The sequence below is a fragment of the Mycobacterium sp. 050134 genome, from assembly GCF_036409085.1.
Taxonomy (GTDB): Bacteria; Actinomycetota; Actinomycetes; order Mycobacteriales; family Mycobacteriaceae; genus Mycobacterium.
Genome location: NZ_JAZGLV010000004.1, coordinates 66,568 through 87,672 on the forward strand (window position 1 = coordinate 66,568; position 21,105 = coordinate 87,672).

Annotated in this window: 19 protein-coding genes; 7 read left to right on the forward strand and 12 right to left on the reverse strand. The window is 68.3% G+C overall.

What is annotated here, in order from left to right; all coding sequences use genetic code 11:
* Window positions 1–4: 4 nt before the first annotated feature.
* The 4 genes from nrdE to SKC42_RS05800 all read right to left on the reverse strand — a co-directional run bounded on the left by nrdE (window position 5) and on the right by SKC42_RS05800 (window position 3,959).
* Complete coding sequence (nrdE, locus tag SKC42_RS05785) at window positions 5–2,170, reverse strand: class 1b ribonucleoside-diphosphate reductase subunit alpha (protein ID WP_330963347.1); 2,166 nt, start codon at window positions 2,168–2,170, stop codon at window positions 5–7.
* Complete coding sequence (gene nrdI / locus SKC42_RS05790) at window positions 2,140–2,589, reverse strand: class Ib ribonucleoside-diphosphate reductase assembly flavoprotein NrdI (protein WP_330963348.1); 450 nt, start codon at window positions 2,587–2,589, stop codon at window positions 2,140–2,142. Before nrdI ends, nrdE begins: the two co-directional genes overlap by 31 nt.
* 28 nt (window positions 2,590–2,617) lie before the next feature.
* On the reverse strand, window positions 2,618–2,857 hold the full coding sequence (nrdH, locus tag SKC42_RS05795) for a glutaredoxin-like protein NrdH (protein WP_330963349.1): 240 nt from the start codon (window positions 2,855–2,857) through the stop codon (window positions 2,618–2,620).
* Between the two features lie 529 nt (window positions 2,858–3,386).
* Window positions 3,387–3,959: an NAD(P)H-dependent oxidoreductase gene (locus tag SKC42_RS05800; protein WP_330963350.1), complete on the reverse strand. Its 573-nt coding sequence runs from the start codon at window positions 3,957–3,959 to the stop codon at window positions 3,387–3,389.
* A gap of 90 nt (window positions 3,960–4,049) precedes the next feature.
* On the opposite strand from SKC42_RS05800, the gene SKC42_RS05805 reads away from it, so the two are divergent.
* Both SKC42_RS05805 and SKC42_RS05810 read left to right on the forward strand, forming a co-directional pair.
* Window positions 4,050–4,658 (forward strand): TetR/AcrR family transcriptional regulator, encoded by a 609-nt coding sequence (locus SKC42_RS05805; protein WP_330963351.1) that lies wholly within the window; start codon window positions 4,050–4,052, stop codon window positions 4,656–4,658.
* A complete protein-coding gene (locus tag SKC42_RS05810) occupies window positions 4,658–5,692 on the forward strand; it encodes a DNA polymerase IV (protein ID WP_330963352.1) in 1,035 nt (344 codons plus the stop codon). Before SKC42_RS05805 ends, SKC42_RS05810 begins: the two co-directional genes overlap by 1 nt.
* Here SKC42_RS05810 and SKC42_RS05815 read toward each other — a convergent pair.
* Complete coding sequence (locus SKC42_RS05815; RefSeq protein ID WP_330963353.1) at window positions 5,627–6,559, reverse strand: SDR family oxidoreductase; 933 nt, start codon at window positions 6,557–6,559, stop codon at window positions 5,627–5,629. The genes SKC42_RS05810 and SKC42_RS05815 overlap by 66 nt on opposite strands.
* A gap of 27 nt (window positions 6,560–6,586) precedes the next feature.
* On the reverse strand, window positions 6,587–7,231 hold the full coding sequence (locus SKC42_RS05820; RefSeq protein WP_330963354.1) for a TetR/AcrR family transcriptional regulator: 645 nt from the start codon (window positions 7,229–7,231) through the stop codon (window positions 6,587–6,589).
* 125 nt (window positions 7,232–7,356) lie between these two features.
* Here SKC42_RS05820 and SKC42_RS05825 point away from each other — a divergent pair, with 125 nt between their 5' ends.
* Window positions 7,357–8,838: a cytochrome P450 gene (locus tag SKC42_RS05825; protein ID WP_330963355.1), complete on the forward strand. Its 1,482-nt coding sequence runs from the start codon at window positions 7,357–7,359 to the stop codon at window positions 8,836–8,838.
* Window positions 8,839–8,849: 11 nt separating this feature from the next.
* Here SKC42_RS05825 and SKC42_RS05830 read toward each other — a convergent pair whose 3' ends face one another.
* On the reverse strand, window positions 8,850–9,371 hold the full coding sequence (locus SKC42_RS05830) for a homocitrate synthase (RefSeq protein ID WP_330963356.1): 522 nt from the start codon (window positions 9,369–9,371) through the stop codon (window positions 8,850–8,852).
* 313 nt (window positions 9,372–9,684) lie between these two features.
* Between SKC42_RS05830 and SKC42_RS05835 the strand changes: the two genes are divergently transcribed.
* Window positions 9,685–9,834, forward strand: coding sequence for a hypothetical protein (locus tag SKC42_RS05835; RefSeq protein WP_330963357.1), 150 nt, complete (start codon window positions 9,685–9,687; stop codon window positions 9,832–9,834).
* Window position 9,835: 1 nt separating this feature from the next.
* On the opposite strand, the gene SKC42_RS05840 is transcribed toward SKC42_RS05835, so the two are convergent.
* The 3 genes from SKC42_RS05840 to SKC42_RS05850 form a co-directional block, all read right to left on the reverse strand.
* Entirely contained in the window at window positions 9,836–10,828 is a 993-nt protein-coding gene (locus tag SKC42_RS05840) for a sensor histidine kinase (RefSeq protein ID WP_330963358.1), read from the reverse strand.
* A 106-nt stretch (window positions 10,829–10,934) separates the two neighbouring features.
* Entirely contained in the window at window positions 10,935–12,374 is a 1,440-nt protein-coding gene (locus SKC42_RS05845) for a FadR/GntR family transcriptional regulator (protein WP_330963359.1), read from the reverse strand.
* Window positions 12,375–12,407: 33 nt separating this feature from the next.
* On the reverse strand, window positions 12,408–13,598 hold the full coding sequence (locus SKC42_RS05850; protein ID WP_330963579.1) for a thiolase family protein: 1,191 nt from the start codon (window positions 13,596–13,598) through the stop codon (window positions 12,408–12,410).
* A 75-nt stretch (window positions 13,599–13,673) separates the two neighbouring features.
* Between SKC42_RS05850 and SKC42_RS05855 the strand changes: the two genes are divergently transcribed.
* Window positions 13,674–14,003 (forward strand): Zn-ribbon domain-containing OB-fold protein, encoded by a 330-nt coding sequence (locus SKC42_RS05855; protein WP_330963580.1) that lies wholly within the window; start codon window positions 13,674–13,676, stop codon window positions 14,001–14,003.
* A gap of 96 nt (window positions 14,004–14,099) precedes the next feature.
* Here SKC42_RS05855 and SKC42_RS05860 read toward each other — a convergent pair whose 3' ends face one another.
* Window positions 14,100–16,277: an acyl-CoA dehydrogenase gene (locus SKC42_RS05860; RefSeq protein WP_330963360.1), complete on the reverse strand. Its 2,178-nt coding sequence runs from the start codon at window positions 16,275–16,277 to the stop codon at window positions 14,100–14,102.
* Between the two features lie 107 nt (window positions 16,278–16,384).
* A complete protein-coding gene (locus SKC42_RS05865; protein ID WP_330963361.1) occupies window positions 16,385–17,143 on the reverse strand; it encodes an SDR family NAD(P)-dependent oxidoreductase in 759 nt (252 codons plus the stop codon).
* Window positions 17,144–17,273: 130 nt separating this feature from the next.
* On the opposite strand from SKC42_RS05865, the gene SKC42_RS05870 reads away from it, so the two are divergent.
* Both SKC42_RS05870 and SKC42_RS05875 read left to right on the forward strand, forming a co-directional pair.
* Complete coding sequence (locus SKC42_RS05870) at window positions 17,274–18,803, forward strand: ATP-dependent DNA ligase (RefSeq protein WP_330963362.1); 1,530 nt, start codon at window positions 17,274–17,276, stop codon at window positions 18,801–18,803.
* Between the two features lie 52 nt (window positions 18,804–18,855).
* A complete protein-coding gene (locus tag SKC42_RS05875) occupies window positions 18,856–21,102 on the forward strand; it encodes a carbon starvation CstA family protein (protein WP_442932005.1) in 2,247 nt (748 codons plus the stop codon).
* The last annotated feature ends 3 nt before the right edge of the window (window positions 21,103–21,105 follow it).

The following is a 21,105-nucleotide window of genomic DNA, read 5'->3' on the forward strand; positions in this document are numbered from 1 at the left end:
CGCCTCACAGCATGCAGGACACGCAGCCCTCGACCTCGGTGCCCTCCAGCGCCATCTGCCGAAGCCGGATGTAGTACAGCGTCTTGATTCCCTTGCGCCAGGCGTAGATCTGCGCCTTGTTCACGTCGCGGGTGGTCGCCGTGTCCTTGAAGAACAGCGTCAGGCTCAGCCCCTGGTCCACGTGCTGAGTGGCCGCGGCGTACGTGTCGATGATCTTCTCGTAGCCGATTTCGTAGGCGTCCTGGTAGTACTCCAGGTTCTCGTTGGTCATGTAGGGCGCCGGGTAGTAGACCCGCCCGATCTTGCCCTCCTTGCGAATCTCGACCTTGGACACGATGGGGTGGATCGAACTGGTCGAGTGGTTGATGTAGGAGATCGACCCGGTGGGCGGCACGGCTTGCAGGTTCTGGTTGTAGATTCCGTGCGCCTGCACCGATTCCTTGAGCCGGCGCCAATCGTCCTGCGTCGGGATGCGGATGTCGGCATCGGCGAAGAGCTGACGCACCTTGTCGGTCTTGGGCTCCCACAGCTGCTCGGTGTACTTGTCGAAGAACTCCCCCGACGCGTACTTGGACTTCTCGAAACCGATGAAGTGCGTGCGGCGTTCGATCGCGATGCGATTGGAGGCCCGCAGCGCGTGATACAGCACCGTGTAGAAGTAGATGTTGGTGAAGTCGATGCCCTCTTCGGACCCGTAGAAGATGTGCTCCCGGGCCAGGTAGCCGTGCAGGTTCATCTGACCGAGCCCGATCGCGTGGGACTCGTTGTTCCCGTGCTCGATCGAGGGCACCGACGAGATGTGCGTCTGGTCACTGACGGCGGTCAGCCCCCGGATGGCCACCTCGATCGTCTGGGCGAAGTCCGGCGAGTCCATCGTCTTGGCGATGTTCATCGACCCCAGGTTGCACGAAATGTCTTTGCCCACCCTGGCGTACGACAGGTCCTCGTTGAACAACGACGGCGTGGAGACCTGCAGGATCTCCGAGCACAGGTTCGAGTGCGTGATCTTGCCGTCGATGGGGTTGGCCCGGTTCACCGTGTCCTCGAACATGATGTACGGGTAACCGGACTCGAACTGCAGCTCGGCCAGCGTCTGGAAGAACTCCCGGGCCTTGATCTTCGTCTTGCGGATGCGGGCGTCGTCGACCATCTCGTAGTACTTCTCGGTCACCGAGATGTCGGCGAGCGGCACGCCGTAGACGCGCTCGACGTCGTACGGCGAGAACAGGTACATGTCCTCGTTCTTCTTGGCCAGCTCGAAGGTGATGTCCGGAATCACCACGCCGAGGCTCAGCGTCTTGATCCGGATCTTCTCGTCGGCGTTCTCGCGCTTGGTGTCCAGGAAGCGGTAGATGTCCGGGTGGTGGGCGTGCAGGTACACCGCCCCGGCGCCCTGGCGTGCTCCCAGCTGATTGGCGTAGGAGAACGAGTCTTCGAGCAGCTTCATGATCGGGATGACGCCCGAGGACTGGTTCTCGATATTCTTGATCGGGGCGCCGTGTTCGCGAATGTTGCTCAGCAGCAACGCCACTCCGCCGCCGCGCTTGGACAGCTGCAGCGCGGAGTTGATCGAGCGCCCGATCGACTCCATGTTGTCCTCGATGCGCAGCAGAAAGCAGCTCACCGGTTCGCCGCGCTGCTTCTTGCCCGAGTTCAGAAACGTCGGGGTGGCGGGCTGGAAGCGCCCCTCGATGATCTCGTCGACCAGCTTCTCGGCCAGTCCGGTGTCACCGGCCGCCAGCGTGAGCGCGACCATGCACACCCGGTCCTCGAAGCGCTCCAGGTAGCGCTTGCCGTCGAACGTCTTGAGCGTGTACGAGGTGTAGTACTTGAACGCGCCAAGGAACGTCGGGAACCGGAACTTCTTGGCGTAGGCGCGATCCACCAGGGACTTAACGAAGTTGCGCGAGTACTGGTCGAGAACCTCACGCTCGTAATAGTTCTCGCGGATGAGGTAGTCGAGCTTCTCGTCGTAGTTGTGGAAGAAGACCGTGTTCTGGTTGACGTGCTGCAGGAAGTACTCGCGCGCCGCCAGCACGTCCTTGTCGAACTGAATCTTGCCGTCCGCGTCGTACAGATTCAGCATGGCGTTGAGCGCGTGGTAGTCCGTCTCCCCCGGCAGCGCGTGGGCGCCGGACGTTACAGGCTCTGCAGCGACGGTTGGTGGCACGTCTGTTCCTTCCAGAAGTCGGCGAGCCCCGCGCGGACGGCTTCCACGTCGTCCGGGGTTCCCATGAGTTCGAAGCGGTAGAGGTAAGGGACGCCGCATTTGCGGGATACGACGTTGCCCGCGTAGGCGAATTCGGCGCCGAAGTTGTTGTTGCCCGCGGCGATGACGCCGCGGATCAACGACCTGTTGTGTTCGTTGTTCAAAAACGCGATGACCTGCTTGGGCACGTAACCGCCCGCGTTGAGGTCGGGGGTGGCCCGGCCACCCCCGTATGTGGGCAGGATCAGCACGTACGGGTCGTTCACCTCGATGCGGCCGTGCAGCGGGATGCGCGTGGCGGGCAGGCCCAGCTTCTGGACGAAGCGGTGGGTGTTCTCCGACACGCTGGAGAAGTAGACGAGCTGCGGGTCGCCACTCATCGAGTCTCCTTACCTACCGTCTTTCCGATCAGGCGCTGAGCGCCGACGCGGCGAGCGCCTTGATCCGGTCGGGCCGGAAACCCGACCAGTGGTCGTTGCCGGCCACCACCACGGGGGCCTGAAGGTAGCCCAGCGCCATCACGTAGTCGCGGGCTTCAGAGTCCAGCGTGATGTCGACCTTGTCGTAGGTGATGCCCTGCTTGTCCAGCGCCTTATAGGTAGCGTTGCACTGCACGCATGCCGGCTTGGTGTACACGGTGATGCTCATGGGAGCCGCTCCTTTGCGGAAGGTGGGAGACGTACGACTGGCAACTACTCAAGTGCTGCGTCTTTGCAATGTTCAGCGGTCCGCCAAGCCCCTTGATTCCCGTCGTACGGCTGTCGGTGTCGAAGCCGTCGCTTCGTCACCTTCACTCCGATTCCGGAACGTTCACCTGGCCGGACTGGCTTGGTGGACCTGGGACCTGCCGGCGCTCGAAACACTACACCTAGTGGCTGACAAGATGTCCAGATACTAGATGTTCTGAATAACATTTCTGAAATTCCCTGGTCGTAAGGCCCGTCGCGAAGAAATCCCGACACGCGCCCCGGCGTGTCGCAGATCACAAACGCCGGACTGCGTGCTTGTGTGCTCTGGTATAGCACCAAGCACCGACAAGACGCGGGCTGCGGCCGCACCCGCCGATAACCAGCAAAGCCGCCAGCAGTGGCTGGCGGCTCTGGCTATTCGGTTGTCATCAAGCGGTTGCGTTGAAGTTGCTGGTCGCCGGCGGGCGGCTTGTGGATTCCCGCCAAAGTCAGCCGACCTCCGCCGCCAGTTTTCCCACGATGTCCCGCACGTTCTGGGTCAATTCGGCGTTCTCGGCCGGGTGGTTGCCCTCCAGCGTCTGGAACGGCACCGACAGCTTGAGCGCCTCGACCACCCGGGCGCCGGCGATCCCGAACGACTTGCGGGTCTCGTCGTGCCCCCACACCCCGCCATACCGGCCGAACGCCCCCCCGATCACGGCCAGTGGCTTGTCCTTCAGCGCGCCGTCGCCGAACGGGCGCGACAGCCAGTCGATCGCGTTCTTGACGACACCCGGGATGCTGCCGTTGTACTCGGGGGTGACCACCAATGCCGCGTCCGCCTGGGCCGCCGCCGCGCGCAGCGCGGCCACCGGGGCCGGGGGCTCCGGTGCCGCACTGCCCGCCGCGGGGTCGAGGTCCTCGTTGTAGAAGGGAAGCTCGCCCAGCCCTTCGAACACGGTGACCGAGACGCCCTCCGGCGCGACCGCCGCGGCCAGTTCGGCGATCTTGCGGTTGATCGACTCCGCGCGCAGGCTGCCCACGATCGCCAATATGGTGATGTCCGACTTCGTCTCCGCCACTGTTTCCATTCCCCTCGGTTGTTGACTCGATCCTTGCACCCCCAACCGGACTATAGTCCGCTTTTATTCCGCTCGCGTTAAAGTACAGGGATGACCGACCAAGCACACGCCCTGCACGTGTGCCCTCCGCGCGCGGCGCAGCGCGAGCGGGGTGACGCCGCCCGCAACCGTGCGCTCCTGCTAGACGCCGCGCGCAATCTGGTCGACGAGCGGGGCGCCGACGCCGTGACCATGGACGACATCGCCGCCGCGGCTGGTGTCGGCAAGGGTACGTTGTTCCGCAGGTTCGGCAGCCGGGCCGGGCTGATGATGGTGCTGCTGGACGAGGATGAGCGCGCCAACCAGCAGGCCTTCCTGTTCGGCCCCCCACCGCTCGGGCCCGACGCGCCGCCCCTGGATCGGCTGGTGGCCTTCGGCCGGGCTCGCATCCGGTTCGTCCACGCCCACCACGCGCTGCTCTCGTCGGCCAACAGCGACCCGCAGAGCCGGTTCAGCGCGCCGAACATGGTGCAGCGCACGCACGTCCGGGTGTTGCTGCGGCAAGCCCACACCACGGGCGACCTGGACGCCCAGATCGAGGCGTTGCTGGCCCTGCTCGACGTGGATTACGTCGAGCACCAGCTCAACGAGGCCGGCCACACCGTGCAGTCACTCGGCGACGCATGGGAGAGCGTGGCGCGCAAGCTCTGCGGACATTGATGCCCACCGCGTGGGTGCTGCACGTCGACCTCGACCAGTTCCTGGCCTCGGTGGAGCTACGCCGCCGCCCCGACCTAGTGGGGCTGCCGGTGATCGTCGGCGGCAGCGGGGATCCGACCGAACCGCGCAAGGTCGTCACCTGCGCCTCGTACGAGGCGCGCGAATTCGGTGTGCACGCCGGCATGCCCTTGCGGGCCGCCGCCCGCCGCTGTCCCGGCGCGACGTTCCTGCCGTCGGACCCGCCGGCCTACGACGCGGCGTCGGAACGGGTGATGGGGCTGCTGCGCGACCTGGGCCATCCGGTCGAGGTGTGGGGCTGGGACGAGGCCTACGTGGGCGCCCACGTCGACAACCCGGTGGGCCTGGCCGAGCACATCCGCGCCGTCATCGCCTCGGAGACCGGGCTGTCCTGCTCGGTCGGCGTCAGCGACAACAAACAGCGGGCTAAGGTCGCGACCGGTTTCGCGAAGCCGGGCGGCGTCGTTGTCCTCACCGACGCGAACTGGATGACGGTCATGGCCGATCGCCCGGTCGACGCGCTGTGGGGCGTGGGGCCCAAGACGGCGAAAACGCTTGCCGCGATCGGGGTTTCAACGGTGCGGGAGCTCGCGAACGCCGACGCCGAGCTGCTGACGGCCACGTTCGGCCCGCGGACCGGCCTGTGGCTGCTGCTGCTCGCGAAGGGCGGCGGTGACACCAACGTCAGCGTCGAGCCCTGGGTCCCGCGCTCGCGCAGCCACGTCGTCACCTTCCCCCAAGACCTCACCGACCGGGCCGAAATGAACGCGGCCGTCGCCGAATTGGCCAGGCAGGCCCTAGCGGAGGTCGAGGCGGCGGGCCGCATCGTCACCCGGGTGGCGGTTACCGTGCGAACCGCGACGTTCTACACCCGCACCAAGGTCCGCAAGCTCGACGCACCCGGCACCGACCGCCGCGTCATCACCGCCGCCGCACTGCGCGTGCTCGACTTATTCGAACTCGACCGGCCGGTCCGGCTGCTGGGCGTTCGCCTCGAGCTGGCCATGCCGGACTAGCGGCGCCGGCGCAGGCCGTAGCGCGCGCGTGAAGATTACGTTCACCTGCCGCATCGCCACGCTGTACGGCCACCACGCCAGCCGTTTAAACGCGTACAACGCCCAGATGTCGGGGGACGTGTAGATCAGGTAGCGGTTCCTGGCAACGCCGGCCAGGATCTTGTCGGCGGCCGTCTCCGGCGACACGGCATGGCCGGTGAACCGGTTGACCCAGCGCGCGACCTTGGGGTCCTCGCGGTCGACGCCCGCGATCTCGACCGTGTTGACCAGCGGCGTGTTCACCGCGCCGGGCACCACCAGCGAGACCCCGATCCGGTGCCGGGCCAGGTCGAAGCGCAGCACCTCGGACAGGCCGCGCAAGCCGTACTTGCTGGCGCTGTAGGCGGCGTGCCACGGCAGCGCGACTAGCCCAGCCGCCGACGACACATTGACCAGGTGACCGCCCCGCCCCGCCGCCATCATCGGGGGAACGAACGTCTCGATGACGTGGATCGGGCCCATCAGGTTGATCGCGATCATCTTGGTCCACTGCTCGTGGGTCAACCGGTCGACCGTCCCCCAGGCCGACACGCCGGCAATGTTGAGCACGACGTCCATGCTCGGGTGCTTGGTGTGGACGTCGTCGGCGAACGCCGCCACCTCGTCATAGTCGGCAATGTCGAGGGCCCGGTGCTCCGGCACCTCGGCGCCGAGCGCGCGGACGTCGGCCACGGTTTGCCGCAGGCCGTCCGCGTTGCGATCGGTCAGATAGAGCTCGGCTCCCCGAGCGGCCAGCCGCAGCGCGGTAGCGCGGCCGATGCCGCTCGCCGCACCCGTGACAAGACAACGCTTCCCGGCGAAGTACCGCCCGGGATCCTTTGGTGCCATGGCCGCGACGATACCGACGGTAACGGGCTACTCCCCGCCACCCCACAACGCGTGGAGCCACAGCCGCTCGAGGACGCGCACTCGGCGCTCGACGTCGTCCTGAAGACCCCGCTGGCCGACGAGTAGCGGATCGCCGGTCAGCATGAGCGACGTGGTACCGGCGAGAGTGCGCACCAGGATCGGGATGTCGTCGCTGATCGGGACCGCGGTGCCGGCCTTAATCTCGGCGTCGACGACGGCGACGATCTGCCTCAGCACCGCCTCGAATTGCCGCTCGAGGATGTCGCGGATCTCGGCGTCAGTGTTGCGGGCCGCGTTGCACGCAGCCACCACCGGGTCGTTGTGGGAGTAGACGGCCGCGGCGCTGCGGACCATCCGCTTGGCGAACTGTTCGGGCGACTCGCCCGGTTGGCGGGGCGCGAAGTATTGGGTCAGCTCTTCCAGCTCTTCGGCCGCGTCGGCGAGCAGCTGTGCGAGCACCGCGTATTTGGAGTCGAAGTAGAAATAGAATCCGGATCGGGCCACGCCGGCGCGCAGGCTGATGGTGCTGACCGACAGCTCCGCGAACGGCTGCTCCTGCAGCAGGTCCCGCACCGCCTGCAGGATGGCCTGGCGTTGCCTGTCACCGCGCCTTCGGGTCACCGGCCCCGGGGTTGCGACTTGCTTGCTCACCCTCCTGACCTTGCACCAACACGCGCGAAAAACAAACTTGACAGGCGTCAAGTATTTCCCGAAGGATAGGGACCAAGTGACCGCCGTCACCCTCACGGGTTCACACAGGAGCGCAAAGGAGCCTCATGGCCGCCACCATCAGCACCCCGCACTACCTGCTCGACCAGGCGCGCCGCCGGTTGACGCCGTCGTTCAACAACTTCCCGGGCATGAGCCTGGTCGAGCGCAGACTGCTCAACACCACCTTCCCGGAGCACAAGCTGGCAGACCCGCCGCCCGGCAGCGGGCTCAAGCCCGTCATGGGTGACGCCGGGCTTCCGGTCATCGGCCACATCATCGAGATGTTGCGCGGCGGGCCGGACTACCTGATGTTCCTGTATCAGACCAAGGGCCCCGTCGTCTTCGGCGACTCGCCGGTGTTGCCGGGAGTCGCGGCGCTGGGTCCCGACGCCGCGCAGGTCGTCTACTCCAACCGCAACAAGGACTACTCGCAGCAGGGTTGGGTGCCGGTGATCGGCCCGTTCTTCAAGCGCGGGCTGATGCTGCTCGATTTCGAGGAACACATGTTCCACCGGCGGATCATGCAGGAGGCGTTCGTCCGGTCCCGGCTGGTGTCCTACGTCGAGCAGATGGACCAGGTGGTCTCGCAGACGATCGCCAGCGATTGGGTGGTCAACGACGCGCGGTTCCTGCTCTACCCGGCGATGAAGGAGCTGACCCTGGACATCGCATCGATGGTGTTCATGGGCCACGAGCCGGGCACCGACCGCGAGCTGGTCACCAAGGTGAACCAGGCCTTCGCGGTGACCACCCGGGCGGGCAACGCGATCATCCGCACGCCGATTCCGCCGTTCACCTGGTGGCGGGGCCTCAAGGCGCGCGAGCTGCTGGAGAACTACTTCCGGGAGCGGGTCAAGGAGCAGCGCGGGAAGAACGGCAACGACCTGTTGTCGGCGTTGTGCCACACCGAAGACGAGGACGGCAACAGCTTTTCCGACGAAGACATCGTCAACCACATGATCTTCCTGATGATGGCGGCGCACGACACGTCGACGTCGACCGCGACGACGATGATCTACCAGCTGGCCGCCCACCCGGAGTGGCAGGAACGCTGCCGCGACGAGTCCGACCGGCTCGGCGACGGGCCGCTCGACATCGAGTCGCTCGAGAAGCTGGAGTCGCTCGACCTGGTGATGAACGAGTCGATCCGGCTGGTGACCCCGGTGCAGTGGGCGATGCGTCAGACCGTGCGCGACACCGACCTGCTGGGCTACTACATCCCCAAGGGAACCAACGTCATCGCCTACCCGGGGATGAATCATCGACTCCCCGAATTGTGGACCGATCCAATGACGTTCAACCCGGAGCGGTTCACCGAGCCCCGCAACGAGCACAAGCGGCACCGGTATGCGTTCACGCCTTTCGGCGGCGGCGCCCACAAGTGCATCGGCATGGTGTTCGGCCAGTTGGAGATCAAGACGATCCTGCACCGCCTGCTGCGGCGATACCGGCTCGAACTGCCCCACGCCGGCTATCGGGCGGAGTGGGATTACGGCGGCATGCCGGTGCCCAAGGACGGCATGCCGATCCTGCTGCGCCCGCTGTAACCCCCGACGGGTCAGGCCGCGCCGGCCAGCCGATTCGCGCAAGCGATGACGGCCCGTAGGGCCGACTGGGTCGCGTCCTCAGCCAGCCCCATTGCCCACTCGGCACGAATTCCGTTGCTGCCGTGGATAAAGGTGGCGGTGCAGCCCTGAGCGCGCACCTGGTGGAACTTCAGCGTCTCGAGGGTGAACCCGCGCTCGTGGAGCATCGCGGTGAGGGCCGCGACGGGCCCTCCCGCGGCGGCGGTCGAAGTGCCGATCCGATCGCCGACGGCGATCACGGCCCGGAAGTTGCGGGCCTGAGGGCCGAGTCGGCCCGCGGGCCGATCGGTGTCGGCGCATGCCCAGTGACCCAGCCGGATCGGGCCGGACGCCGGGGCGTGCGCGGCCACGAAGGCGTCCCACGAGACGTCACCCGCGCGCTCGCGCAGTCCCCGAGGGAGGGCGACTCCGAAATGGTCCGCGAACCAGGCGCCAGCAGCGAGCCGGGGCGACGCAGCGTGGAAGGTGTCGAAGTCTGGTGAGGTGAGAGTCACGGTGTAGGTCTTCCCTGATCAGCGGGAGCGACCGACGGCAGGAGCTTCCGACCCGCAGCGGGGGGTCGGTCTGGATCAGACCCCGCTGCGGGTGCTGGCTACTGCCGCACGCTCGAGAAGACGCATGGCCCGCACCATAGACCCGACGCGCAGCCAAAGCAAATCCCTTTAACGAACCCGGCGATATTGAACAGACGTCAAACGGCAAGTGAATCGTTGACTACCGACCCGTCGGAACGAATCGGCACGCAGATAACATCCGAGACGTGGCGCGGCTGAACCGCAGCGATGCGCCCCCGACGAGAGGGACGCCGTGAAAGCTAACCGCAAGACGAAGTTGCTCAAGGCCGTCGCCCTGGCCGCCACGTTGTTCGCGGTATCGCTCTCAGCGGCCTGCATCCCCCGCCCGGCTAGCCCCGGGACGGTGGTGGCGCCGTCGACGCAACCGGCCAACTCCCAGTAGGTCAGCCGGTCGGCGCGGGCGAAGGGTCGAACCGGAGGTAGGCCTGGATCGTCGTACCCGTGGCCGTGGTGTGCGTACGCACCAGGTCCGAGATGGCGTTGACAAGGAACAGGCCCCGGCTCGCCGGGCCGCTCGGACCCGGATCAAGCCGCCCTACCAGCGGGTCGTCGAAACGCCCGGTGTCGCGTGCCTCGCACACCAGGTGCTCGCCCTCCCGCCAGAAGGCCAGTCGGCACGCTCCGTCGGTGTACATCAGGCTGTTGGTGGCCAGCTCGGTAGCGATCAACTGCAGATCCTCGATGCCCTCCCGCGACAGCCCGATCCAGCCGGCGTACTCGACCGCAAACGACCGGGCGGGGCTGAGGTCGCTGGAGGTGCGGACCAGGTAGGTGACGGCTCCCGGGTTCACCGGCAAGGGCTGGTTGCAGCGCTCCAGGACGTCCCGCGGCGCGTACTCGTCGCTGGGTCGCAGCGAGCCGCAACTCCACAGCAAAGGGTGAGTCGCGCGGGCATCGGCCAACACGTCCCCGCCGAGGCGGCTGGCGTCGTACAGGCACAAACCGGTCGCCTGGTAGCAGTCCAGGGCCCCGTTGACCAGCGCCTCGTGCTCGACGCACGCCGCAAGCTCGCCGTCGGTGCGGCCCGGCCACGCCAGCTGGCTGACGATGCGCACCCGCCGGTCGGGATGGGACTCGGCGAAGGATCCCTGCATCGCCATGAACCTGGTTGGGTTGCGGGCGACCTCGGTGATGTCGGTCATCCGCACCTCGTCGGGTAGCCCGCCACCGCTGTGCAGGGCGTCGTGCAGCAGGGCCAGCTCGTCGCCGGGCACCGCGACCAGAACCGCCTCGTCCATCGACAGCCCGCCGACCACGAAGCGCTCCACCGAGTCCAGCAGCTCCTGCTGCGAGCGGTACAGCAGCGCCGAATGAACGAACCCGGGCCCTTCGATCTGGGTGCCCGCGGTCATAGACGCCCTCTCACTGTCGATCACTGATGCCAACCCCTCGCTGGACCGGCCCCACTGCCTTCCCTTCCCAATACCCTTCGCGCGCCCCCGATATACGCGTGGCGGCCGACACACGCCGGCGGCGGGACCGCTACAGCCACCACGAGGCGGCGGCGTCCAGGTGGCGGCGGATGCGGTGGCGGGCCAGGCTGTCGTCGCCGGCCTCGATCGCCTCGGCGATCCGGGCGTGGGCGTGCTCGACGGCCGCCGCGTCGTCCCCGGTCGGCAGGGCTTGGCCCGTGCTGGACCAGTGCCGCCGGAACAGCTCGACGATGATGCGCAAAAACAGGTCCAGCAGCGCGTTGCCGGCCAACTGCGCCAGGCCGACATGGAACAGGAACTCGTCGACGCCGGCCTTGCGCACGTCCCCGGTCGCTTCCGTCGACCAACGGGTCCCGAGAAAGGTGGCCACCTCGGCGTCGGTGCGCCGCCGCACCACCTTGGCGACGTTGTCGATCTCGATCGCGTCGCGGACGCAGCTGAGGTCGTCGCGGCTCGGGCTGCGGTACTGCAGGTACAGGGCGATGGTGTCGATGCTCGCCTGGGCCTCGGGTTTGGTGACGACGAGCCCGCCGCCCGGCCCGCGACGCATGCGGGCGATCGAGTGATACTCGAGCAGCCGCACGGCTTCCCGGAACACCGCGCGGCTGACACGGTAACGCTCGAGCAACGCCGTCTCGGTGCCGAACACCGATCCGACCTGCCAGCCACCGGCGGCGATGTCGTCGCCGATGCTGGCGGCCAGCGACTCCGCGAGCTTGCCGCGCGGCGCCCCCGCGTCGAGTCGCCGCGGGGCTCGCAGCCCCGCCGCCTGACTTCCCGGGTGATGTTGCTGTAGCCAGGCCGTCACCGCTTCCACGTGTCGCTCGGTGAGTGTCTTGGCCCGCGCCGCGTCACCCGCCGTCACGGCGGCGACGATGGCGGTGTGGTCGCTGTGCATGTGGTCGACCGCCTCGATGGCCTCGGTGGCCGACTCGGTGCGCGACTGAAGGGCGTACCTGGTGGTGAGCCGCATCAGGATCTCGATGAACAGCTGCAGCACCGGGTTTTTCGACCGCTCGGCCAACGCGACGTGGAACTCTTCGCGGGGCCCGGGCAGCCCGGGTCGCCAGTGCTCTTCGGCCCGCAGCACCGCGCGCAGCCGGTCGATGCCGGCCTCGTCGATCCGCTCCGCGGCGAGGGCGGCCGCGAGGGGTTCGAGCACCAGCCGCGCGTTGAGGAGGTCATCCAGTGTGGTGCCCAGGTATTCGAGATAGATGACGACGGCGCGGGTGGCGGGTGCGGCGTCGGGCTCGCAGATGAGCAGCCCGCCGCCGGGCCCGCGGCGCATCCGGGCGACTTGGTGGTGCTCCACCAGCCGGACGGCTTCGCGCAGAACCGATCGGCTCACGCCATAGCGTTGTTGCAGAGCCTGTTCGGAACCCAGCGACTCGCCTACGGTCCAGCCGCGGCGAACGATGTCCGCCTCGATGCGGCGGGCGACCGTCGACGCCAGTTTGTCCGCTCGACCCGCCTCCGGCCGAGTGCTCATCCGAGGCTCAATTACGTTCGGCAACGGGCCATCTCAGCAGGTGAGCAGCATGCACCCGGCGACGGGCCCACCGCCGACCGACACGACACCCACCTGCGGGCGCTCCGATACCTGCCGCTCCCCCGCCTCGCCGCGCAACTGCAGGCACCCCTCGTGCAGCGCCCAGTAGCCGTGCATCCGCCCGGCCGACAGTTGGCCGCCGTAGGTGTTTAGCGGCAGTTGGCCGTCGCGGGCGATCCGCGCGCCCCCTTCGACGAACGACCCGCTCTCGCCGTCGCCGCAGATCCCGAGGGCCTCGAGCCACGCGATCGTGAGAAACGTGAACCCGTCGTACAACTGGGCGACATCGAGGTCGCCGGGCGTCAACTCGGTCCGCGACCACATCTGCGCCGCCGCGTCCGACATCGCCATCTTGGGATAGTCGTCGCGGTGGAACCAGCCACCCGCGCCGTCGGACCCGCCGATCGCCTCGACCGCCACCGCGCGGTGCGGGCAGTCGCCGGCGTATTCCGCGTTCGAGACCACCACCGCGATCGATCCGTCGATCGGCACGTCGCAGTCCAGCAGCCCGAACGGCGTGGACACGGGCCGCGCGGCCAGGTAGTTGGCCATGGTCATCTGATCCCGGTAGACCGCAAGGGGATTGAGGGCCGCGTTGCGCCTGCCGTTGAGGGCCACCCAGCCCAGCTGTTCCTTGGTGGTCCCGTACAGTTCCATGTGCCGGCGGCAGTTCAGCGCCAACCAGTTCGCGGCCGAATAGGCGTGCGCCGCAACGAGATCGTTGATGTCGCCCATCGCCCCCACGGCGGGACGGGGTTCGCCCTGCGGTGTTTCGAACATTCGCGCCAGCGACGGGGCGGGCGCGCCCTTCTCCTTCGGCAGCACGGTCCCGCCCAACATCTGGATCGTGCGGTACACCACCACGTGCCGGGCGCGGCGCTCGGCGACCGCGCGGCACGCCGACATGACGGGGCTGAGCAGGCCTCCCGTGCCGAATCCGGCCCCGCAGTCGGCCGCATCGATGCCCAGCTCGGCGTTGACGTCCTGAGCCGGCGTGTCTCCCAGCGTCGCGATGCCGTCGATGTCGTCGGCGCGCAGGCCGGCGTCTGCGATGGCGGCCCGCACCGCCTCCATCGTCAGCTCCACGCCCGGGATGCCGGTGCGGCGGCCGATCCGCGATATGCCGATCCCCGACAGGATCGCGTCCTTCTCGAAATACGTCATTGCCACCCGTCCACCCAACCCGACACCCACCTCGAAATAATAGAGTGTACTGTATTGGGCGTGTCAGCCGAGCCGATGTCTCAGTTGCTCCTCGAACATTGCGACGCCTGCGCGCGCTGGGTCCATCCGCCGACCGGTGACTGCCGCAACTGCGGCGGCGCTCTGGCGCCTCGACCGGTGACCGGCCACGGCACGGTCTTCACCTACACGGTAAACCACCACCCGTATAACCCGGAGATCCCGCTTCCCTACGTGGTCGCCATCGTGGAACTCGCCGAGCAGAGCGGTCTGCGGATCGCCGCCAACGTCGTTGGCTGCGAACCGGATTCGGTGACGTGCGGAATGGCCGTCGCGCTGCTGCCCGAGCTGGGCAGCGGCGGAGCCCCTCAGTTCGCCCCGGCCTGACGGCCACCCCTCCTCAGCACGAACGTGCGCAGAATGCCGGCCCGCACGGCGTGTCACCGTACAAACACGCACGCTCGCGGGGAAACAGAACGGGGCTCAGTTGATCAGCGGGTCGCGCGGCATGCCCAGTATCCGCTCGGCGATCTGGTTGCGGGTGACCTCCGAGGTTCCCCCGGCGATCGCCATGCCCCGCGCGCCCATCATCATCCGGCCGGCCAGCGCGCCCGGCCCGTCGAGCAGCGCCACCTCCGGCCCGAGCAGCGCCGCGGCGATCGCGCCGCCCTCGATCATGTGCTCGGCCAGCTTGAGTTTGGTGACGTTGCCTTCCGGACCGGGACCGGCGCCTTCGACGCTGCGGGCCGCGCGGCGCAGGTTCAGCAGCCGCAGCGCGTGGTCCTCGGCGAGGTAATAGCCGACGCGAATCTCTGCGCCCGCCAGGCGGTCCCGGTCTTGCCGGGTCAGCTGCACGAGCCGCGCCGCCAAGCCCTCGTAGAACGAGCCGTTGCCACCGATGCTTACCCGTTCGTTGCCGAGCGTCGCCCGCGCCACCGTCCAGCCGGAGTTGGGGGCGCCGACGACGTCCTCGTCCGGAACGAAGACGTCGTTGAAGAACACCTCGTTAAATTCCGAGCCGCCGGTGATCTGCCGCAGCGGCCGCACCTCGACCCCCGGCCCCTTCATGTCGATGATCACGGTGGTGATGCCCGCGTGCTTAGGGGCCTCCGGATCGGTGCGCACGGTGGCCAGGCCACGGCTGCAGTACTGCGCCCCGCTCGTCCATACCTTCTGCCCGTTGATCTTCCAGCCGCCGTCGACCCGCGTGGCGCGCGTCTTGACCGACGCTGCGTCCGATCCGGCCTCCGGTTCGGAGAACAGCTGGCACCAGATCTCTTCCTGGCGCAGCGCCCTCTCGACGAAACGCTGGATCTGCCAGTCGGTTCCATGCTGGATCAGCGTCAGGATCACCCACCCGGTGATCGAGTAATCCGGCCGCTTGATGCCCGCCGTGCGGAACTCCTCCTCGATCACCAGCTGCTCGACGGCATCGGCGGCCCGGCCCCACGGTTTGGGCCAGTGCGGCATCACGTAACCCGTCTCGATCAGCTTGTCGCGCTGCGCATCCTTGTCCAGCGCGGCGATCTCCACGGCGTCGGCGCGCACCCGGGTGCGCAGCTCTTCCGCCTCGGGCGGCAGGTCCAGGCTGTTCTCCCGGGTGGCGCCCGCCGCGGTGCGCTCGAAGACGTCGCGCGCGGGTGCTTCCCCGCCGAACAGGGCCGCGACGACCAGCGCGCGGCGCAGGTGCAGGTGCGCGTCGTGCTCCCAGGTGAAGCCGATGCCACCGTGGACCTGAATGTTGAGCTCGGCGTTGCGCGCGTACGCCGGGAACGCCAACGCGGCGGCCACCGCGGCGCTGAGCCGGAACTGGTCCTCGTCCTTCGACGAGTCCTCGGCCGCCGCCCGCGAAGCGTCCCACACGGCGGCAACCCCGGACTCGGCGGCGACCAGCATGTTGGCGCAATGATGCTTGACCGCTTGGAAAGTCGCGATCGTCCGGCCGAATTGACGGCGCACCTTGGCGTACTCGACGGCGGCGTCCACGCAGTCGGACGCCCCGCCCACCGCTTCGGCGGCCAGCAGGGTCCGGGCCAGCGCCAGCGCCGATTCCCGGACGCCCGCGACGATGTCGTCGGCGCCCACAGCCACGTTGCTGAGCCGGACGCGTCCGGACCGGCGCGTCGGATCGAGGTTGTCCGGCACGTCGACCGACACCCCCGTGCGGCCGCGGTCGAGCAGCAGGATGTCATCACCCGCGGCCACCAGCAGCAGGTCGGCGAGGCTGGCGCCGAGGACGATCCCGGCCTCACCGTCGGCGACACCGTCGGCCACCCGCACCGCACCCCCGAGCCCGACCCCGGCGGCGGCTGTGCCGTCGATCAGTCCGGGGAGTAGCCGCGACTTCTGTTCGGAGGTACCGCTTTTCGCGATCACGGCCGAAACGATGACGGTCGGCACGAATGGCCCCGGTGCCACCGCGCGGCCGAGTTCCTCGATCACGACCACCAGTTCGGGCAGGCCATAGCCCGAGCCGCCGTGCTCCTCGTCGATGTGCAGACCGAGCCAGCCCAGCTCGGCCAGGTCCTGCCAGAATCCCGGCCGACCCTCCTCCGGCGCGTCGAGCAGCGACCGCGCAGCCCAGCGCGCCTTCTGGGAAGTCAGGAACGAACGGGCCACTTCGGCGAGTTCGCGATGGTCGTCGGTCAGTGCGATGCCCATGGGGCCCTCCTCGCTGCGGGCTGGGTGCCTGCCCCGCTTCGAGGGGAAGCGGGGCGGCTGGCTAAAGAGTGTACTTAATGCAGCCAGGGCGACGGGCCCGGGTGCCGCTACTTGGGCGCGAACCGCTGCCCGGCGTCCAGCCGGATGCACTGGCCGTTGAGCATCGGGTTGTCGACGATCGCCGCCGCGAGCTTCGCGTACTCGATCGGCCGACCCATCCGCTTGGGGAAGGCGGCGTCGCGGGTCAAACTCGCGGCCATCTCGTCGGGCACCATGGCGGTCAGCCCGGTGAGAAACAGGCTGGGCGCGATCGCCAGCACCCGGATCCCCATCGAGCCCAGGTCGCGGGCCATGGTGAGGCACATCCCGGCGATCGCGGCTTTGGCCGCGGTGTAGGCGACCTGCCCGATCTGGCCCTCGAAGGCGGCGATCGACGCGGTGTTGATGATGACGCCCCGTTCCTCGTCGTCGGGTTCGTTGCGGGCCATGTGCGCGGCCGCGAGCCGGCTGATGTTGAAGGTGGCGATGAGGTTGAGATCGATCACGGACTGGAAGGACTCGAGGTCGTGCGGGCCGGACTTGGTCAGGGTGCGCTTGGCGATGCCGCCGCCCGCGGTGGTGACCACCACGTGCAGGCCGCCGAGATTGTCGACCGCGGTCTGCAGGGTCTCCTCGGTCCCGGTGAAGTCCGTGACGTCGACCGGGTAGAACGCGCCGCCGATCGCCTCGGCCACCTGCTCGCCGTCGGAATTCTGCCGGTCCAGCACTGCGACCTCGGCGCCGCGCTCGTTGAGCAGCTCGGCGGTGGCGCGCCCCATGCCCGACGCACCGCCGATGACGACGACCTTCTTCCCGTTGATCTCCATCCGGACCTCTCCTTCGTGGCGTGTTAGAAATTCTGTGGCGTGTCAGAATCCCTGAAAACTGTAACGTTACGTAGGCACGCTAGCGTGTCCGTCCCCGAGGCTTGTCGGAGAGCCGTGTCAAGCTGACTTCGTGCTCCTCCTCGACGTGGCGACCGCCTCGGCCGCCGTGGGCGGTACCTCGTCTCGCCTGGCCAAGGTCGCCCACATCGCCGACCTGCTGCGCCGCGCCGCGCCGGATCCCGACCTGGTCGCGACGGTCGTGTCGTGGCTGTCCGGTGACCTGCGGCAACGCCAGATCGGCGTGGGGTGGGCGTCGCTGCGCTCCCGTCCGCCGCCCGCGCCTGAACCGGCGCTCACGGTCGCCGGCGTCGATGCCGCCCTGTCCGAGATCGGGGCCTTGTCCGGCAAAGGGTCCCAGGCCCGCCGCGCCGAACTCCTGGCCGGTCTGTTCGCCGCCGCGACCGGACCCGAGCAGACGTTCCTGACCAGGCTGCTCTGCGGCGAACTGCGCCAGGGCGCGCTGGCCGGGATCATGGCCGACGCGGTGGCCAAGGCCGCCGCGATCCCCGCCGCGGCCGTCCAGCGCGCGGCGATGCTTTGCGGTGACCTGCCCGCCGTGGCGGCCGCCGCCCTGGGCGGCGGGGCGGGCGCGCTGGACGCTTTCACGCTGCGGGTCGGCCGGCCGGTCGGGCCGATGCTGGCGCAGACTGCTACCGGCGTGACCGAGGCGCTCGAACGCCACGGTGGCACAACCATTCTCGAGGCGAAGCTGGACGGCGTGCGGGTGCAGATCCACCGGGCCGGTGACGAGGTGACCGTCTACACCCGCAGCCTCGACGACGTCACCGCTCGCCTGCCCGAAGTGGTCAAGGCGACGCTGGCACTGCCGGTCGAGACGCTGATCGCCGACGGCGAGGCGATCGCGCTCCAGCCCGACAACCGCCCACACCGGTTCCAAGTCACCGCGTCGCGGTTCGGCCGATCGGTCGATGTGGCCGGGGCCGTTGCGGCGCAGCCCCTTTCGGTGTTCTTCTTCGACCTCCTGCACTGCGACGGTGTCGATTTGCTCGACGCGCCCACCACCGACCGGCTGGCCGCCCTGGATGTGCTGGTGCCCCCCGCGCACCGGGTCGACCGGCTGGCCACCTCCGACGCCGCCGAGGCGGCCGCCTTCCTGGACGCGACGCTGGCCGCCGGCCACGAAGGGGTGATGGCCAAGGCGCCAGCGGCGCCGTATCAGGCGGGCCGCCGCGGGGCGGGCTGGCTGAAGGTCAAGCCGGTGCACACGCTGGATCTGGTGGTGCTGGCCGTGGAGTGGGGATCGGGCCGCCGGCGCGGGAAACTCTCTAACATCCACCTGGGCGCGCGCGATCCGGACACCGGCGAATTCGTCATGGTGGGAAAGACTTTCAAGGGCATGACCGACGCGATGCTGGATTGGCAGACCGCTCGGTTCACGGAACTCGCCGCCGGCCCGACGGACGGTTACGTGGTCCACCTGCGCCACGAGCAGGTTGTCGAGGTGGCACTCGACGGCGTGCAGAAGTCGTCGCGGTACCCCGGCGGACTGGCGCTGCGATTCGCCCGCGTGGTGCGCTACCGCGACGACAAGCTGCCCGCGGAGGCGGACACCATCGACAACATCCGTCGCCTCTACTGAAATCTACTGAAACACCCGCGCGGCCGCGTCCGAGTCGTCGTAGGGTTTGGGCGTGACAGCGCAGCACGAACACGTCAGCTATGTCCGCACCGACGAAAATTTGCCGCCCGTCGCGATCGTCGACCGCTCCCCCATCACCGCGCGGCACAAGGCCATCTTCGGCGTCATCGCCGTCATCGGCGCCGTCGCCTGGGCCGTCATCGCGCTGGCGCGCGGCGAGACCGTCAACGCGGTGTGGCTGGTGGTCGCGGCGGTCTGCACCTACATCATCGGGTTCCGGTTCTACGCGCGGTTGATCGAAGCGAAGATCGTCCGCCCGCGCGACGACCACGCCACCCCGGCGGAGGTGCTGGACGACGGCACCGACTACGTGCCGACCGACCGCAGGGTGCTCTTCGGACACCATTTCGCCGCCATCGCCGGGGCCGGCCCGCTGGTCGGCCCGGTGCTGGCGGCGCAGATGGGCTACCTGCCATGCACCCTTTGGATCGTGCTCGGGGCGGTGTTCGCCGGTGCCGTGCAGGACTACCTGGTGCTGTGGATCTCCACCCGGCGGCGGGGACGCTCCCTGGGCCAGATGGCGCGTGACGAGCTCGGCGCCACCGGCGGCGCCGCCGCCCTGCTCGGCGCGTTCGTCATCATGGTGATCATCATCGCGGTGCTCGCGCTCGTGGTGGTGCGGGGCCTGGCTCAGAGCCCGTGGGGGGTCTTCTCCATCGCCATGACGATCCCGATCGCCCTCTTCATGGGCTGCTACCTGCGGTTCCTGCGGCCCGGCCGGGTGGGCGAGGTGTCGGTAATCGGCTTCGCGCTGCTGTTGATCGCCGTCGCGGCGGGCAGCTGGGTCGGCGAAACATCGTGGGGCACCTCATGGTTGAACCTGTCCCCGGTCACCGTGTCCTGGCTGATCATCGGGTACGGGTTCGTGGCGTCGGCGCTGCCGGTGTGGCTGCTGCTGGCGCCGCGGGACTACCTGTCGACGTTCATGAAGGTCGGCGCCATCGCCCTGCTGGCGGTCGGCATCTGCCTGGCCCGGCCGGTCATTGAGGCGCCCGCCGTATCACGGTTCGCGGCCGCCGGCAACGGGCCGGTGTTCCCCGGCTCGCTGTTCCCCTTTCTGTTCATCACCATCGCCTGCGGTGCGCTGTCCGGGTTCCACGCGCTGATCTCGTCGGGCACCACGCCGAAGCTGCTGGAGAAGGAGAGCCAGATGCGGCTGATCGGCTACGGCGGCATGCTCACCGAGTCGTTCGTCGCCATCATGGCGCTGATCAGCGCGGCCATCCTCGACCAGCACCTGTACTTTGCCCTCAACGCCCCGCCCGCGCAGACCGGCGGCACCGCGGCCACCGCCGCGCACTACGTCAACGGGCTGGGGCTGTCGGGCGCCCCGGCCACCGCCGATCAGTTGAATCAGGCCGCCGCCGCAGTAGGTGAGAAGTCGATCGTGTCGCGCACCGGCGGGGCCCCGACGCTGGCCGTCGGCATGTCCGAGGTGCTGCAGCGCGTGTTCGGCGGCGCGGGCCTTCGGGCGTTCTGGTATCACTTCGCGATCATGTTCGAGGCGCTGTTCATCCTGACCGCCGTCGACGCGGGCACCCGCGTAGCGCGGTTCATGCTGTCGGACACGCTGGGCAACCTCGGCGGTCCGCTGGCCAAGCTGCGCAATCCCAGCTGGCGCCCGGGGGTGTGGATCTGCAGCCTGGCGGTGGCCGCGGCGTGGGGCAGCATCCTGCTGATGGGCGTCACCGATCCGCTGGGCGGCATCAACACGCTCTTCCCCTTGTTCGGCATCGCCAACCAGCTGCTCGCGGCCATCGCACTGACGGTCATCACGGTGATCGTCGTCAAGAAGGGCCTGCTGAAATGGGCGTGGATCCCGGGCATTCCGCTGCTGTGGGACCTGACGGTGACGCTGACGGCCTCGTGGCAGAAGATCTTCTCCGCCGATCCGGCCGTCGGCTACTGGACTCAGCACCACCAGTACCTGGCCGCCAGGCACGCGGGCAAGACGGTGTTCGGCTCGGCCAAGAACGCCCATCAGATCGACGACGTCATCCGCAACACCTTCATCCAGGGCACTTTGTCAATCGCGTTCGCGCTGGTCGTGGTCGTCGTGGTGACCGTCGGAATCCTGGTCGCCTACAGCGCGATTCGGGGCGGCGGGCGTCCCCTGACCGAGGTCGAGCCGACACCGTCGCGGTTCTTCGCGCCCTCAGGTCTGCTTCCCACGGCCAGCGAACGCGAGGTGCAGCGACAGTGGGCCGCGGCAAAACCCGTTGCCGCCAGCAGAGATTGACGA

What these genes read in the sequence shown, in the direction of transcription:
- nrdI (WP_330963348.1), bottom strand. Translation starts at nt 2,589, where the DNA reads ATGAGTGGCGACCCGCAGCTCGTCTACTTCTCCAGCGTGTCGGAGAAC.
- nrdH (WP_330963349.1), bottom strand. Translation starts at nt 2,857, where the DNA reads ATGAGCATCACCGTGTACACCAAGCCGGCATGCGTGCAGTGCAACGCT.
- SKC42_RS05805 (WP_330963351.1), top strand. Translation starts at nt 4,050, where the DNA reads ATGACCGACCAAGCACACGCCCTGCACGTGTGCCCTCCGCGCGCGGCG.
- SKC42_RS05810 (WP_330963352.1), top strand. Translation starts at nt 4,658, where the DNA reads ATGCCCACCGCGTGGGTGCTGCACGTCGACCTCGACCAGTTCCTGGCC.
- SKC42_RS05815 (WP_330963353.1), bottom strand. Translation starts at nt 6,559, where the DNA reads ATGGCACCAAAGGATCCCGGGCGGTACTTCGCCGGGAAGCGTTGTCTT.
- SKC42_RS05825 (WP_330963355.1), top strand. Translation starts at nt 7,357, where the DNA reads ATGGCCGCCACCATCAGCACCCCGCACTACCTGCTCGACCAGGCGCGC.
- SKC42_RS05845 (WP_330963359.1), bottom strand. Translation starts at nt 12,374, where the DNA reads ATGAGCACTCGGCCGGAGGCGGGTCGAGCGGACAAACTGGCGTCGACG.
- SKC42_RS05850 (WP_330963579.1), bottom strand. Translation starts at nt 13,598, where the DNA reads ATGACGTATTTCGAGAAGGACGCGATCCTGTCGGGGATCGGCATATCG.
- SKC42_RS05855 (WP_330963580.1), top strand. Translation starts at nt 13,674, where the DNA reads ATGTCTCAGTTGCTCCTCGAACATTGCGACGCCTGCGCGCGCTGGGTC.
- SKC42_RS05860 (WP_330963360.1), bottom strand. Translation starts at nt 16,277, where the DNA reads ATGGGCATCGCACTGACCGACGACCATCGCGAACTCGCCGAAGTGGCC.
- SKC42_RS05865 (WP_330963361.1), bottom strand. Translation starts at nt 17,143, where the DNA reads ATGGAGATCAACGGGAAGAAGGTCGTCGTCATCGGCGGTGCGTCGGGC.